Origin of the sequence: Streptomyces sp. NPDC037389 (assembly GCF_040636475.1) — a bacterium.
Taxonomy (GTDB): domain Bacteria; phylum Actinomycetota; class Actinomycetes; order Streptomycetales; family Streptomycetaceae; genus Streptomyces; species Streptomyces hesseae.
On sequence record NZ_JBEZUS010000007.1, the window covers coordinates 377,022 to 390,686 of the forward strand.

Genomic DNA, 13,665 nt, shown 5'->3' on the forward strand with positions numbered 1-13,665 from the left:
GGGGCGGCGCGGCCCGGGCGGGCGCAGCCGGCGCGGGGCCCCGGCTGCGCAGGACCTGAGCACCCTCGCCCGGGCCCGGGGCGAAGCCCCCGGAGGCCGGCGGCGGGAGCCAGGGGCGGCAACCCCCGGAGGAGCGAGGGGCGGGGGCCGGGGCGGCAGCCCCGGTAAACGGGGAAAGGGCGGGGCCGGGGACGGCTCAGTCGCGGGCCCGCCCGAGCACGACCACCCCACCCCCCACCGCCAAAGCGGCGAGCGCCACCGCGAACGTCGTCGCCCCGCCCGTCAGCCCGACCCCGTCGCTCAAGTAACCCGCCGCGACAGGCAGAGCTCCCGCCGGAACGTATCCGCCCACGTTCAGGGCGGCGTTGGCCTCGGCGAGGCGGTCGCCGGGGACGGTGGAGTTCAGCAGGGAGAGGCCGCCGAGCTGGCCCATGCCCTGACCCGCGCCGGCAAGAACCGCGGCGGCGGCCAGAAGGGCGACGGACGACGTCCACACGGCGGCCATGAGAGCCACCATGCCCGCCACAACACTCCCCGCCCCGCCCAGCAGAATCGCCCGCACCCGCAGCCCCTTCACCGCGAACTGCACCCCCGTGGCCGCGAGGAACATCACGAAGGCCATCGCACCCGCGACCACACGGCTGGTGGTACCCAGCAGACCGGACAACAGCGACGGACCGAGCGAGAGCACGAAGGACGTCGACGTGATGCCGGGGGCGAACACCGCGATCCCGAGGAGCAGCTGACGCCCGGCGCCCCGCGGCACCTTGGGCAGCCGGATCCAGGCACCCTCACCCGTAGCCGTAGCCGAGGACGGCCGGGAAACCGGCATCCGCAGCACGGTCACAAACGCCAGGGCGAGCAGCGCGATCTCGGCCAGGAAGACGGTCGCCGTCGGGCCCGGCAGCGTCTCGGAGAGCACACCGGCCAGCAGCGGCCCCAGGCCCGCGCCGAGCACCATCGCGCAGGACGCCAGCAGTGCGCCGAGGCGCTTGCGGCCGGGGCCGGCGACGTCCGTCACCGCCGCCATGCCCGCGGAGACCACCGCGCCGACCGCGACGCCCGTGAACAGACGGGCCGCCATCAGCGCGACCACCGACGTGGCCGTGGCGAAGATGCCGCAGGCCAGCACCGCCAGCCCCAGCGCCGGGAGCAGGACCGGCTTGCGGCCGACCCGGTCGGAGACCACGCCCGAGACCAGCAACGAGCCGATGAGGCCCACGATGTAGCAGGCGAAGACGACGGTCATCGTGCCCTTGGAGAAGCCGATGTCGCGTTGCCACAGCCCGTACAGCGGTGTCGCCGCGTTGGAGAGGACGAAAACCGCTGTGACGGGCCAGGCCGCCAGCCAGATCCACCGGGCCGGGGCGGTGGCGGGCGCACCGGCCGCCGCCGCTTCCACGGGCGCAGGACGGGTGATGGTCACAGGGGTCCCCCTTGGCGAGCTCCAGTACGAGTCGAGTCGAACTTAGCATGCAGTACGATCAGACTCGTACAAGAAAACGGCACGCTGCGAGGGAGCGGTCATGGCGTCAACAGCCGGAACCGGCAAGGTCATCAAGGTCCTGCCCACCCCCGACGACCTGCCGGAGCCCCTCCCGGAGCCCGCGGCCCACGAGATCCGCCTGGAGACGGTCATGGGCGCGCTCAGCGACCCCCTGCGCATGGGGATCGTCCGCAAACTCCTCCTGGAGTCGGAGCGGTTCGACCACCCCTGCGGCTGGTTCGGGCTGGACCGCCCCAAGTCCTCGCTCACCCACCACTTCAAGGCCCTCCGCGAGGCGGGCGTCACCCGTCAGCGGCAGTACGGGCTGGAGCGCCGCAGCCACGTCCGCGTCGACGACCTCGACGCCCGCTTCCCCGGCCTGCTCGCCCTGGTCGCCGCCTGGACGCCCACGCCCACGCCCGCTCCCTGAGCGACGCCGACGCCGACGCCGGCCCCCGGCCCCCGGCCCCCGGCCCCCGGCCGTACGGCCTACGCGCCCCCCAGCGGCGCCCGCGGCACCCCCAGCACCGACAGCCCCAGCCGGGCGCCCCGGTCGAAGGCGACCCCGAACGCTTCCTCGCCCAGGGCCGCCCGCGCGCCCGCCGTGACGCGGTCGACGTCGCCGCGTTCGGCGGGCGGCAGGGGGGCGCCCGCCGAGGCGCGGGCGCTCGCGGCGGCGCCCAGGAGGAGCGCGGCCAGCCCGGGGTCGCCGCCGAGCGCGGCGGCGCCGGAGAGGCCCTCCAGGGGCAGGGCCATCGCGCGCGGATCGCCGATCAGCCGGGCGATGCCGAGCGCCTCCCGGTGCAGCAGCCACGCGGCGACCGCGTCGCCGCGCAGCTCGGCGACGAAGCCCAGTTCGTCGAGGACCAGCGGATTGCCCGGCTCCGCCGACACCGCGTCGTACCAGTCCCGGATCTTCAGCAGGATCGTTTCCGCAGTGGTGAGGTCCCCCTCCCGCCGGGCCGACAGCGCCTGGCCCAGCTCGGCGTGGATCTCACCGAACTTGAAGCCCTGGGCCACGGCCGTCCGCCGGGCCCGCTCGTGGAGCGCCCGGGCCGCGCCCGGGGCGTCGGTCAGCAGGGCGATCCGGCCGAGGTGGGAGAGCAGGAGGGAGACCTCGGTGGCCAGGTCCAGGTCCTCCGCGATGATCAGCGCGTCGTTCAGCAGCCGTTCGGCCCGCGCGTAGTCCCCGCCGATCTCGGCCAGGGTCGCCAGCGGGGCCACGCTCTGGAGCTGGCCCCACCGGTCGCCCAGCTCCCGGAAGAGGGCCGCGCTGGCCTCGCCGTCGCGCCGGACGGCGGCCAGCTCGCCGCGGATCATCGCGTGCGTGGCGCGCAGGGCGAGGGCGGCCGCGACGCCCCAGCGGTCGCCGTGCTCCCGGAAGCCCGCCAGCGCCAGCTCCGTCTGCTTCTCGCTGGCGGCCAGGTCACCGGTGTTGAACAGGGCGTACGCCAGGAACCAGCGGGCCCTGGACCGGACGCCCGGCCCGTCCAGCCCCTCGTACGGCGGCGGTTCGGCCCGGTGGCCCGAGAGCAGCGCGAAGCCGCTGTGCACGGCCCGGATCTCGTCGGACTCGCCGGTCGACAGGGCCTCCGCCGCCCGGCGGCGCGCCTCGCCCAGCCGGCCGCGCAGCAGCCAGTACCAGGCCAGGGAGCCCACCAGCCGGCGGGCCTCGTCCGCCGCGCCCTCGCGCACAGCCGTGTCGAGCGCGGCGCGCATGTTGCCGCTCTCGGCGTCCAGCCGGCCCAGCCACTCGCGCTGTTCGGCGCCGTGGAGATACGGGCGGGCGCGCTCGGCGAGGTCGGCGTAGTAGCGCAGGTGCCGCCGGCGCACGCACGTCTCGTCCGCGACCTCGCGCAGCCGCTCGGTGGCGTAGACGGCGACGGACTCCAGCAGCCGGTAGCGGGGGCCCCGGTCGACGTCGGTCACCAGGACCAGGGACCGGTCGACGAGCCGGGCCAGCAGGCCCAGTACGTCCTCGCGCGCGACGCCCTCGCCCGCGCAGACGGCCTCGGCGGCCGCCAGCGTGCAGCCGTCGGTGTGCGCGGCCAGCCGGCGCAGCACGGTCCGTTCGGGGACGGTCAGCAGCCCCCAGCTCCAGTCGATGACGTCCCGCAGCGTCTGCTGCCGCCGCGGCGCGCCCCGACGACGGCCCGTCAGGACGCCGAAGCGGTCGTCCAGTCGCGAGGCGAGCTCGCGCACGCCCAGCGCCCGGACGCGGGTGGCGGCGAGTTCCAGGGCGAGCGGGAGGCCGTCCAGGCGGCGGCAGATGACGTCGACGGCGTCCCTGCTGCGGTCGTCCAGGACGAAGCCGGGGGCGGCGGCGGCCGCGCGGACCGTGAACAGCCGTACCGCGTCGGCCTGCGGCAGCGGTTCCACGGAGCGCACCGTCTCGGCGGGCAGGCCCAGCGGCTCCTGGCTGGTGGCCAGGACGCGCAGGCCGGGCGCGGCCCGCAGCAGCCGGTCGGTGAGCTCGGCGGCTGCCTCGATGACCTGTTCGCAGTTGTCGAGGATCAGCAGGGCCCGCCGGTCGCGCAGCCGCTGGGCGAGGCGTTCCACGGCCGACAGCGGCGCGGGCGCGCCGTGCGGCGCCCTGTCGTCGCGTACGCCCATGACCCCGGCGATCACCTCGGCCAGGGAGTCGGCGTCGCCGTGCTGCCCGGCCAGCTCCGCCAGCCACACCTCGTCGAGGCGGCCGCCCGCGAGCCGGCCCGCGGCCTCGACCGCGAGGACGGTCTTGCCGACGCCGCCCGGCCCGGTGAGCGTCACCAGGCGTCCGGCGCGGAGCAGGGCGGTCACCTCCGCCATGGCGTCCTCGCGGCCGATGAGTTCGGTGAGGGGGGCGGGGAGGTTGGTGCGGACGGCCGCCGGGCCGGACGGCAGGGCGGGGGCCCGGCCGGTGAGTTCCGGGGCCTGGGTGAGGATCGCCTGGCGGAGGGCGGTGAGCTCCGGTCCCGGGTCCAGGCCCAGTTCGCGGGCGAGCCGTTCGCGCAGCCCGGCGTAGGAGGCCAGGGCCTCGCTCTGCCGTCCGGCCCGGTACAGGGCGCGCATCTGGACCGCGCGCAGCCGTTCGCGCAGCGGGTGCCGGGCGACGAGCGCGGTGAGCTCCCCGGCGAGGCGGCCGTGTTCGTCCAGTTCGAGCCGGGCCTCGGCCTGTTCCTCCAGCGCGGTCAGCCGGAGTTCCTCCAGCCGCAGGGCGGCCGCGCGGACGTACGCGGCGTCGGCGAAGTCGGCGTAGGCCGGGCCGCGCCACAGGCCCAGCGCCTCGGTGAGCAGCGCGGCGCGCTCGCGGGGGGCGGTGACGGCCCGGGCGCGGGCGACGAGGGTCTGGAAGCGGTCGGCGTCGGTGTCGCCGGTGTCCAGGTGGAGCCGGTAGCCGGGCGGGGTGTGGACGACGCGGTCGCGGCCGACGGCCCGGCGCAGCTGGGAGACCTTGCCCTGGAGGGCGTTGGCGGGGTTGCCGGGGGGCACGCCGCCCCACAGGTCGTCGACGAGCCGGTCGGTGGGGACCGGCCGGCCTTCGTGCACCAGAAGGTCCGTCAGCAGCGCGCGGACCTTCGCCTCGCGCACCGTGACCGCATCCCCTGCCTCGTCCCACACCGTCAGTGGACCGAGCACCCCGAACCGCATGCCGATGACCGTAACCCAGCGCGCCCCTCCCGGCCGGGCAGACATGACCGTGGACCGTCAGTCCTTCCGCAGCGGGGCGTCAGTGGGACACGAAAGAGTACGGTCATGGCGATTTCCATCGAATCCACGGACGCGTTCACCGACAAGCCTCGTTACGGCGGTAGGAAGGCCGTCATCACCGGGGGAACCATGGGCATGGGGCTGGCCATCGCCAGACGCCTCATCGCAGGCGGGGCGGAGGTGTTATTGACCGGCCTGAACGACGGAAACCTGCTCAGAGCGCAGGAGGAGCTCGGCGCCCACGCCCACGTCGTCCGTTCCGACACCACCAGCCTCGACGACATCGCCGCGCTGGGCGCGACGGCCGAGGAGGTCCTCGGCCATGTCGACTACCTCTTCGTCAACGCCGGGGTCTCGGAGCCCGGCCCGGTCACGGAGGTCACCGAGGAGTCCTACGACCGGCAGTTCGGGGTCAACGCGAAGGGGGCGTTCTTCACGGCTCAGCGGATGATCCCGCTGCTGCGCGAGGGCGGGGCGATCGTGTTCACCACGAGCGTCGCGGACTCCATGGGGGCGCCGGGCATGGGCGTCTACTCCGGGTCGAAGGCCGCCGTGTGGGCGTTCGCGCAGGTGCTGGCCGCCGAGCTGGCCGGGCAGGGCATCCGGGTCAACGCCGTGTGCCCCGGCTTCATCGACACTCCCACCATGGGCGTGGCCGACATGTCCGACGAGGAGCGGCTGCACTTCAGGGAGCTGGGCGACGCCGCCACGCCGATGGGTCGGCACGGCTCGGCCGACGAGGTGGCGCGGGCCGCGCTGTTCCTGGCCACCGAGGCGACGTTCACCACCGGTGTGAAGCTGCCGGTGGACGGCGGGCTGGCGCAGAGCATCGCCGTGTTCCCGGCCGGTTAGCGCCTGCCCGTTGGCGCCTGCCGGTTGGCCCCGGCCGGGAACACGGGCTCACGCGCCGTACGGACGGGTCGCGCGGGCCTCGCGCAGGGAGACGGCCCACCAGGAGAGCTGATCCAGCATCACCTTCGCGGCACCGGCGGCCAGCTCGCCCGCCTCCTCGTCCAGGTGGCGTCCGGTGGCGTCCAGCTTGCCCCAGGGGCTGTGGAAGCTGACGGTCTCGCGGATGGTGACGGCGTGGAGTTCGGCGAAGACCGGGCGCAGGTGCTCGACCGCGCGCAGACCGCCGGAGAGGCCGCCGTAGGAGACGAAGGCGACCGGCTTGGCCTGCCACTGGGTGTAGTGCCAGTCGATGAGGTTCTTCAGGGACGCCGGGTAGCTGTGGTTGTACTCGGGCGTGATGACGACGAAGGCGTCGGCCGCCGCCAGCCGCGGGGTCACGGCGGCCAGCGCGGCGGCGGCCTCGGGGCCCGGGTCCTTGGACAGGCTGACGGGAAGCGGGTGTTCGGCGAGATCGATGACGTCGACGTCGATGTCGTCGCGCCGTGCGGTCTGGTCGGCGAGCCACTCGGCGACGGTCGGGCCGAAGCGGCCCTCACGGGTCGACGCGACGACGACGGCGAGGCGGTAACGGGTCTCGGACATGACGGGTCCTCTTCTCGGCACTTCACGGGGCTCAATCGGTGCGGGCCGGTGGCGGGCCGCTGGGAAGAAGCCTCTTACCTCAAGCATGGTTGAGGTCAAGCGCGGATTTCCGGGCGCCTTGTGCGGCGCCCGGGCGCGATCGAGGCGCGGGCGACGGCCAGGCCCTCGTTGGTTCCGATCACGATCGGTTCGCGGATGAACTCCGCGAGTGCGGCGGAGACGTGGAAGACGAGCCGGCCGACGGTGTCAGCGGAGGCCCCCCCGGCCGATCCCTCTCGCCGAGACGAACCCGCGCGTACCGAGCCCGCGAGACGCGACCGACCCGAGTTCCCGCCCGATCCCTGCCCCCGGAGAGACACGACCACCAGTTACTTGAGTACCCGAGCACACTGCACGACACTGGCCGAAACACCCCTTATTGGCCGATATGCACGAGATCATCCGAGGCGCCAAGTCCCGGTGCTTGCTCGGAATGCCTCGCTCGGCCCGGCGAAGGGGCGACGCCGTTACTACCAAAGGACATGAAACATGGCCAGCATCGAATCAGGGCGTACCTACAGCCTGGTGAACGCAAAGTCGGGGACCTGCATGGCATCGCGCGAGGAGGACAATGCGTCCATTGTCGGGGATGACTACGAGCCCGGCGATGACCTTATGCACTGGGAGGCGGCTCAGGCCGACAGCGCGTGGACCTTGCGGAACGTGGCGACGGGTAGATACCTCGCCATTAGCAGTGGCCGCGTTGCGGACGGAACCCTCGTCACCCTGGCGGACAGCCCAGTCGAGTGGGAAATCTATTCTGACGAAAAAGACTCATCAATTTACCGCGTGTACGCTCGGGGTCAATTCAGCGAGCTCAATCTCGACCTGGAGGGCTATGGAAACCCTGCCCCAGGAACACCGGTACGACTGTGGTCTAAATCGGACGGCACGCACCAGTGCTGGCAGTTCGAAGAGGCAGAAGAGTTTTAAGGGCAGTACGGCGGACCGGGTGCAGCGGGGCCCCGGCGAGAGGCGCGACGCCAGTCCGCGTCGCCGACGTCCTCGTCCTCGATGTCGTGGCCCTCGGCGCGGAGCCGGGTGACGGCGGCGTCGAGGTAGCGGGTGTTCCACAAGACCACGGCGTTGAGGACGAGGCCGAGGGCGGCGAGCTGGTCCTCACGGTACGCCTGGCGGATCTGGCCCCGGCCGCCGTGGCAGATGGCGCGGGCGAGCCGGTGGCGGGACTCCCGCACCGTGAGCTGCCGGCCCATCAGCACGAGCGCGGGACCGGCCCGGTGCGCGGCACGGGCCACTGCCTCGTACAGGCGCCGCTCCGCCACCGTGCGGGCCACCTGCACCTGCCGGGCCAACACCGAGACGCCCGGCAGCAGCACCCGGTTCTTCCGCAGCCACGTCACCGCGTGGCTGAACAGGGCCACCGGCCCCTCGGCGTGCGTCCACGCCCGCCCGTACAGGAAGCCGCGGCCCCGCACCGCCGGTCGGTGAAGTCCCGGTACTTGAACCGCTCCTGGATCTCTCGCGCGTGCTCATACGGCGCCCTGCGCCGCTCCGGATTACGCTCACGCACGAGGCATCCTCGATGCCAGGCTGCCCGGCCAGGTACTCCACGACCTCCCACGGCACCGCGAGCGGGTCCTCACCCAGGAACGGCCGGGGCCGGTGGCTCAGAAGACGTCCGGGCACCACGGCCGCCGGGCTGTGCGCAGCATCAGCTCGGCACGCGCCGCCGCGCCCGGCCGCTCCTCGGCGACCCGGCCCAGCGCGGCCAGCCGTACGACGGACTCGTCGCCCAGGTACAGGGCGCCCAGGTCGCGCGCGGCGAGGGCGAGATCGGCCGGACGCGCGGTGACCGTGCAGCGGGCGCCGTCCGGCCCCGCCTCCAGCAGGAAGCGCCCGCCCGCGTAGCCGTCCGGGTCGGCGACCTCGACGACCAGCGCGCCGGGCTGGGCGTACGTCCGGGCCTCCAGCAGGGCCGGCACGTCCAGCGGGCGCAGCCACAGGAGGTCGGCGTGCGTGGTGACCTTGGCCGCGCGCGGGTCGGGCAGCAACAGCGGGAGCAGGTCGTCGGGGGCGCGGAAGCCGGAGCGGACGGTGGTGATCCAGTCGACCGACAGCAGGAAGTGCCACAGGGCGCGTTCGGCCTCGGTGCTCACCGCGATCAGGTCGAGCACGGAGACGGTGCCGTGCGGGCGCTTGGCCTCCCAGGTGTCCTCGGCGGTGTAGGCGAGGAGGCCCTCGACACCGCCGTCGGGGGCGCGGTACAGGACGTAGAACGGCTCGGTCCACGGCCGGCCGGCCGGGCGGAGGTCGCCCGTGGCCCGCCGCCACCAGCGCTCGTCACGGTCGACGAAGCCGGGCCGGGTCGCGCGCAGCCGCTCGTGGAGGGCGGGGCCGAGCTCGCGCACCGTGCCGGGGTCCACGAAGTCGACGCGCCCGCCGTCCGTGGGCCCCGCGTAGCGGCGGTCCAGGCCCGCGGCGGCCACGTCCACCTCCCACTCGGTGATCCAGGAGGCGGGGCCGAAGCCGTACCTGCCGTAGATGAGCCACTCGGCGGTGATCAGCGTGGCCGCCGCCTCGCCGCGCTCCTTGGCCGCCCGCAGGTCGTTCGCCATCATCCGGCCGAGGAGCCCGCGCCGGCGGTGCGTGGGCGAGACGGTCACGTTGGAGACCGCGCTGGTCGCCACGGACGCCCCGCCCGGCACGGTGAGCCGCTGCGCGAAGGTGCGGAAGGTGGCCACGCAGCGCCCGTCGTCGAAGGCCCCCTGGGTGCGGTGGAGAGCCATCCCCGCGCGACGTATCTCGACCTCTTCCTTGGAGACCACGGGGGGCCGGAGGAAACCGGCGTGCATGGCGCGCGTCCAGGCCGTCACGTCGTCGTCGCCGATCGTGCGGATCTCGATGCCGGTGCTCGCGTTCATGCGAGCACGCTAGGGGCGGGCCCGTCCGGGCCGCACGCGATTTCCTACGACCGTCAATGATCCGTAACAGGACCTGCCCAGACGGAAGGAAGCCCTCAGAAAGCGCGCGTCAGAACGCGGCGCGCGCCAGAACGCGGCGCGCGTCAGAACGCGGCGCGCGTCAGAACGCGGCGCGGATCTCCCCGACCCGCTGTGCGCCGCCCAGCAGCGGCGCCTCGGCGATCCGGGCGAGGACGGGCGAGTCGACGCCCAGCAGCGCGAGAGCGCGGGCCAGCACGGGCCCCATGGCGCGCGCCGCCCCGTCGTCGATCTTGAAGGCCAACGCCCGGCCGTCCGGCAGGGCCAGGGCCTGCACGGCCTCGGCGCCCATCTTCGACAGCGCGCCCGGCACCTCGCGCATGATCCAGGTGTCGGGACGGCGGGTGCCCGCGACGTACTCGGGGTGGGCCCGCATCGCGTCGGCCACCGCGCGCTCCGGCGTGCCCGGCGCGGCCAGCACGAAGGAGCGGAACGCCCGGGCCAGGCCGGTGAGGGAGAGCGCCATCAGGGGCGCGCCGCAGCCGTCCGTGCCCATGTGGTGCACGGGCTCGCCGGTCACCGCCTCCACGACGTCGAGGACGAGTCGCTGGAGGGGGTGGTCGGGGTCGAGGTAGGTCTCGGTGGGCCAGCCGTTGGCCGCACAGGCGGCGATCATGGCCGCGTGCTTGCCGGAGCAGTTCATGGTGACCTTGTGGCGGGCCAGGCCCGAGGCCAGGTACGCCTCCGCCTCGACCGGGTCCAGCGGCAGGTCGGGCGGGGTCTGGAGGTGCTCCTCGGAGAGGCCGAACTCGCCGAGCATCGTCCGCGCCAGCTCCAGGTGGAACGATTCGCCGGAGTGGCTCGCCGCCGCCAGCGCCAGCCGCTCCCCGGAGAGCTCCAGCCCGGCGCGCAGCACGGCGGCCGCCTGCATCGGCTTGTTGGCGGAACGCGGATAGACCGGGGCCGCGGGGTCGCCGAACGCGAGCTCGACACTGCCGTCGGCGGCCAGCAGCACCAGCGAGCCGCGGTGCACGCCCTCGACGAAGCCGGAGCGGACGACCTCGGCGAGAACCGGGGACAGCCGGGATATGCCGGGCGACGCCGCGGTGGCGTCAAGGGTCGAGGAGGTCATCGTCGGCCTTCCGGGGGGTGGGGTCGGTGGTGCGGGGGCCGCCCGGTGGTCCGTGGTGCCAGAGGTGTCACACGATCACGAGAGCAGGTCGTCCACTTGCGCTTCCCCTTCACGGTACCTGCGTGCGATCTCGGCACTGCAATCGTCCGTGGTGCGCTGCAATCCCTGACGGCGCAGGGAGACCTGCCGCTCGTACGCCACCAGCCGCCCCATACCGGCCCGTAGCTCCCCGTCCGTACGGGCGCCCAGGTCGGACAGCTCGACCTCCGACAGCATGTCCTCGGCCAGCCGCCGGTACTCCTCGCTGTGCGGGGTGCCCAGCGTCACATGCCGGGCCGAGGAACGGTGGGTGGACGGGCCGTCCGCCAGGATCTCCGAGAGCCGCTCCACCAGCAGCCGCTCCACCAGCGGGGACCCCGGCGTCGCCCGGCGCGCCAGCTCCGCCCGCAGGATGTCGATCCGGCCCTGGAGCAGCCGCCGCACATAGCTGAGGTCCGCCTCGTCCTGCCGGGCGTCCCGGCGCATCGCCCGCAGCTCGGCCAGCCGCAGCTCGTTCAGCCGCCGCCCGGGGACGTCCGCCTGCCGCCCGGTGCGCTGGCTCGGGGGTCTGGCCTGCAAGCTGTCCACTGCCGTCAGGCCCTTCAAGTCCTTGAGCCGCTTGAGCTCTTCGAGGTCCGTGAGGCCCTGGGTGAGGCCTTCCGTAAGGCCTTCCGTAAGGCCTTCCGTGAAGCCCTCCGTGAGGTCCTTCGTCATGCGGTTCCGTCCCCTCGGGCGGCGGTGCGCGGCCGGATCACCTTGCCGATGCCCGCGAGGAGCACCGCCTTGCACGCATCGTGCCATTCGGTACGCCCGGTGCGCAGGGCCTCTCCGCCCGAACGGACCTGAATGGGCGCAGGGCATCATGGTCCGTATGCGTGCTGTGGTGCAGAGGGTGGACGGGGCGAGCGTCGCCGTGGACGGCCGGGTGGTCGGCGAGATCGTCGGCGAGGGCCTGTGCGTGCTGGTCGGGGTGACGCACGACGACACGCCGGAGCGCTGCGCGCAGCTGGCGCGGAAGCTGTGGAGCCTGCGGATCCTCCAGGACGAGAAGTCCTGTTCGGACGTGGGGGCACCGCTGCTCGTGATCTCGCAGTTCACCCTCTACGGTGACGCCCGCAAGGGGCGCCGCCCCACGTGGAACGCGGCGGCCCCGGGCCCGGTGGCGGAGCCCCTCGTCGACGAGGTGGTCGCACAGCTGCGGGCGCTGGGGGCGCGGGTGGAGACGGGGGTGTTCGGGGCGGACATGAAGGTGTCGCTGACGAACAACGGGCCGTTCACGGTGCTGCTGGAGATCTGAGGAACCCGCTTTCGTCCCGCGGGCGCTACGCGCGGAGCGCGAAGAACATCAGCCCGCCCACCTCGCGCCACCGCTCCACGATGTCGGCCCGGTGCTCCAGCACGTCCGAGATGTGCTGCATGCCGAAGAAGCCCGCGACGAGCGAGCGCGCGGCCGCCGCCGGGTCGACGCCCTCGCGCAGCCGGCCCTCGTCGCGCGCGGCCGTCAGCAGCCCGGTGAGCAGCTCGGTCCAGTCGACGTAGGGCGTGGGGAGCGTGGCGTCGATCTCCGGGCGTTCGAGCTGGAGCCGGGCGCCCGCCTGGACGACGACGTCGTCGCGGAAGGCGACGGCCGCCCGGTTCAGCATCTCCGCGGCGGTGTCCAGCGGGGACAGGCCCTGCTCCCGGATCTCCTCCAGCAGCTCGGGCCAGCGGGCGTAGTGCTGCTCGACGACGGCGACGGCGAGCGATTCCTTGGACGGGTAGTGGAAGTAGACCGCGCCCTTGGTCATCTCCACCCGGTCCGCCACGTCGTTCACGGACGTGTGCCGGAAACCGCGCGCGGCGAAGAGTTCGGCGGCCGCGCGCAGGACGAGGGCCTTGGTGCGGATCGACCGGTCCTGCTTGGGGGCGGGCCCCCGGGCGCAGTCGATCCTCCGCGGCGGGAACGCGGTCGTCGAGGCGCACTCAGCCGATTCGTTCACCATGGGGGTCAATATACCTTCTGGCAGGTATATTTCCGCGTCCAGGGCTGCGGCCGGAGCCGCGGGTTCTCACGGCACGTAGACATACGGCGTGGTCGTCCCCAGCCCCACGAACCCCAGCCGTTCCAGGATCGGCCGGCTCATCGCCGACGCGTCGACGTGCAGATGGCGGTATCCCCGCCCGGCCGCCAGCCGCGCCCGGTGGTGGACGAGCGCGCGGTAGACGCCCCGCCCCCGCCACTCCGGCACGGTGCCGCCGCCCCACAGGCTCACGAAGGACGTCCCGGGGTGAAGTTCCATCCGCGCCGCGCTCACCGGAACGTCCCCGGCCATGGCGACGACCGCGAGCGGAACGTCCGAGTCCAGCTGGTCGAGGAGGAGCTTCCGGTGTTGCTCCCGGGCCTCGCCGAACGCCCGCTCCTGGGCGGCCACCGCGAGGTCGACGCCGGCCGCGTCGGTGACGGGAAGCAGCCGGATCCCCTCCGGGGGCCCCGAGCCGGCCGGCAGGTCCGCGATGGCGGCGACCATCACCGTCTCCGTGGGCTCGGCCACGAAACCGGCCGCCGACAGGCGCTGCGGCAGGTCGGTCGGCAGGTCGTGCCCGTAGAGCTTCCACTCGAACTCTCGGCCGAGGGAGGCGAAGTACGCCACCTGTTCCGCGATGGCGGCGTCCGCCGTGGCTTCGTCGAGGTCCGACCAGACGACGCCGTTCCAGCCGTCGGCGTCCGCGCCGACGTGCCGGACGACCCCGCCGACGCGCTCGACGCGGGCACCGGGCCCGTCGGCCCGGACGCCCTCGCGCATCTCGCGGTCGTAGAACGGCAGGAGCGCCGCCACCGTGTCCTTGTCCATCCGCACACCCCAGCACCAAGCGGAGCGCGGGGCAACGGAATTAGAAAGGCCCGC

The 13,665-nt window shown here is 73.8% G+C and carries 12 protein-coding genes and 3 pseudogenes; 4 read left to right on the forward strand and 11 right to left on the reverse strand.

Going from position 1 to position 13,665, the window contains the following annotated elements; genetic code table 11:
- Positions 1 to 196 precede the first annotated feature (196 nt).
- Positions 197 to 1,402 carry an MFS transporter gene (locus AB0E98_RS18455; protein WP_361703663.1) on the reverse strand — a complete coding sequence of 402 codons (1,206 nt, stop codon included), beginning with the start codon at positions 1,400 to 1,402 and terminating at the stop codon, positions 197 to 199.
- Positions 1,403 to 1,526: 124 nt separating this feature from the next.
- Here AB0E98_RS18455 and AB0E98_RS18460 point away from each other — a divergent pair, with 124 nt between their 5' ends.
- On the forward strand, positions 1,527 to 1,916 hold the full coding sequence (locus tag AB0E98_RS18460) for an ArsR family transcriptional regulator (protein WP_361703487.1): 390 nt from the start codon (positions 1,527 to 1,529) through the stop codon (positions 1,914 to 1,916).
- Positions 1,917 to 1,975: 59 nt separating this feature from the next.
- Here the strand turns inward: AB0E98_RS18460 and AB0E98_RS18465 are convergent, their stop codons facing one another.
- Entirely contained in the window at positions 1,976 to 5,116 is a 3,141-nt protein-coding gene (locus tag AB0E98_RS18465) for a BTAD domain-containing putative transcriptional regulator (RefSeq protein ID WP_361703490.1), read from the reverse strand.
- Positions 5,117 to 5,221: 105 nt separating this feature from the next.
- On the opposite strand from AB0E98_RS18465, the gene AB0E98_RS18470 reads away from it, so the two are divergent.
- Positions 5,222 to 6,028: an SDR family oxidoreductase gene (locus tag AB0E98_RS18470; protein ID WP_361703492.1), complete on the forward strand. Its 807-nt coding sequence runs from the start codon at positions 5,222 to 5,224 to the stop codon at positions 6,026 to 6,028.
- A 48-nt stretch (positions 6,029 to 6,076) separates the two neighbouring features.
- On the opposite strand, the gene AB0E98_RS18475 is transcribed toward AB0E98_RS18470, so the two are convergent.
- Together AB0E98_RS18475 and AB0E98_RS18480 are read right to left on the reverse strand one after the other, a co-directional pair.
- Entirely contained in the window at positions 6,077 to 6,670 is a 594-nt protein-coding gene (locus AB0E98_RS18475) for an NAD(P)H-dependent oxidoreductase (protein ID WP_361703495.1), read from the reverse strand.
- Positions 6,671 to 6,813: 143 nt separating this feature from the next.
- Positions 6,814 to 6,909: pseudogene (locus tag AB0E98_RS18480) on the reverse strand (recombinase family protein); the annotation flags it as partial.
- Between the two features lie 289 nt (positions 6,910 to 7,198).
- Between AB0E98_RS18480 and AB0E98_RS18485 the strand changes: the two are divergent.
- Entirely contained in the window at positions 7,199 to 7,642 is a 444-nt protein-coding gene (locus AB0E98_RS18485) for an RICIN domain-containing protein (protein WP_361703497.1), read from the forward strand.
- A gap of 65 nt (positions 7,643 to 7,707) precedes the next feature.
- Here AB0E98_RS18485 and AB0E98_RS18490 read toward each other — a convergent pair.
- The 5 genes and pseudogenes from AB0E98_RS18490 to AB0E98_RS18510 all read right to left on the reverse strand — a co-directional run.
- Positions 7,708 to 7,929 (reverse strand): annotated as a pseudogene (locus AB0E98_RS18490) (Tn3 family transposase); the annotation flags it as partial.
- Positions 7,930 to 8,311 (reverse strand): annotated as a pseudogene (locus AB0E98_RS18495) (DUF4158 domain-containing protein); the annotation flags it as partial. It abuts the pseudogene before it with no gap.
- A 26-nt stretch (positions 8,312 to 8,337) separates the two neighbouring features.
- Entirely contained in the window at positions 8,338 to 9,591 is a 1,254-nt protein-coding gene (locus tag AB0E98_RS18500; protein WP_361703500.1) for a GNAT family N-acetyltransferase, read from the reverse strand.
- A 160-nt stretch (positions 9,592 to 9,751) separates the two neighbouring features.
- A complete protein-coding gene (locus tag AB0E98_RS18505) occupies positions 9,752 to 10,741 on the reverse strand; it encodes an asparaginase (protein WP_361703503.1) in 990 nt (329 codons plus the stop codon).
- A 75-nt stretch (positions 10,742 to 10,816) separates the two neighbouring features.
- Positions 10,817 to 11,494 carry an AmfC protein gene (locus AB0E98_RS18510; protein WP_361703506.1) on the reverse strand — a complete coding sequence of 226 codons (678 nt, stop codon included), beginning with the start codon at positions 11,492 to 11,494 and terminating at the stop codon, positions 10,817 to 10,819.
- 157 nt (positions 11,495 to 11,651) lie between these two features.
- Here AB0E98_RS18510 and dtd point away from each other — a divergent pair, with 157 nt between their 5' ends.
- The gene (gene dtd, locus AB0E98_RS18515; RefSeq protein ID WP_311613837.1) at positions 11,652 to 12,077 is read left to right on the forward strand and encodes a D-aminoacyl-tRNA deacylase; all 426 of its coding nucleotides are present in this window, start codon (positions 11,652 to 11,654) and stop codon (positions 12,075 to 12,077) included.
- Between the two features lie 25 nt (positions 12,078 to 12,102).
- Here dtd and AB0E98_RS18520 read toward each other — a convergent pair whose 3' ends face one another.
- On the reverse strand, positions 12,103 to 12,762 hold the full coding sequence (locus AB0E98_RS18520) for a ScbR family autoregulator-binding transcription factor (RefSeq protein WP_361703508.1): 660 nt from the start codon (positions 12,760 to 12,762) through the stop codon (positions 12,103 to 12,105).
- A 66-nt stretch (positions 12,763 to 12,828) separates the two neighbouring features.
- On the reverse strand, positions 12,829 to 13,611 hold the full coding sequence (locus AB0E98_RS18525; RefSeq protein ID WP_361703511.1) for a GNAT family N-acetyltransferase: 783 nt from the start codon (positions 13,609 to 13,611) through the stop codon (positions 12,829 to 12,831).
- Positions 13,612 to 13,665 lie beyond the last annotated feature (54 nt).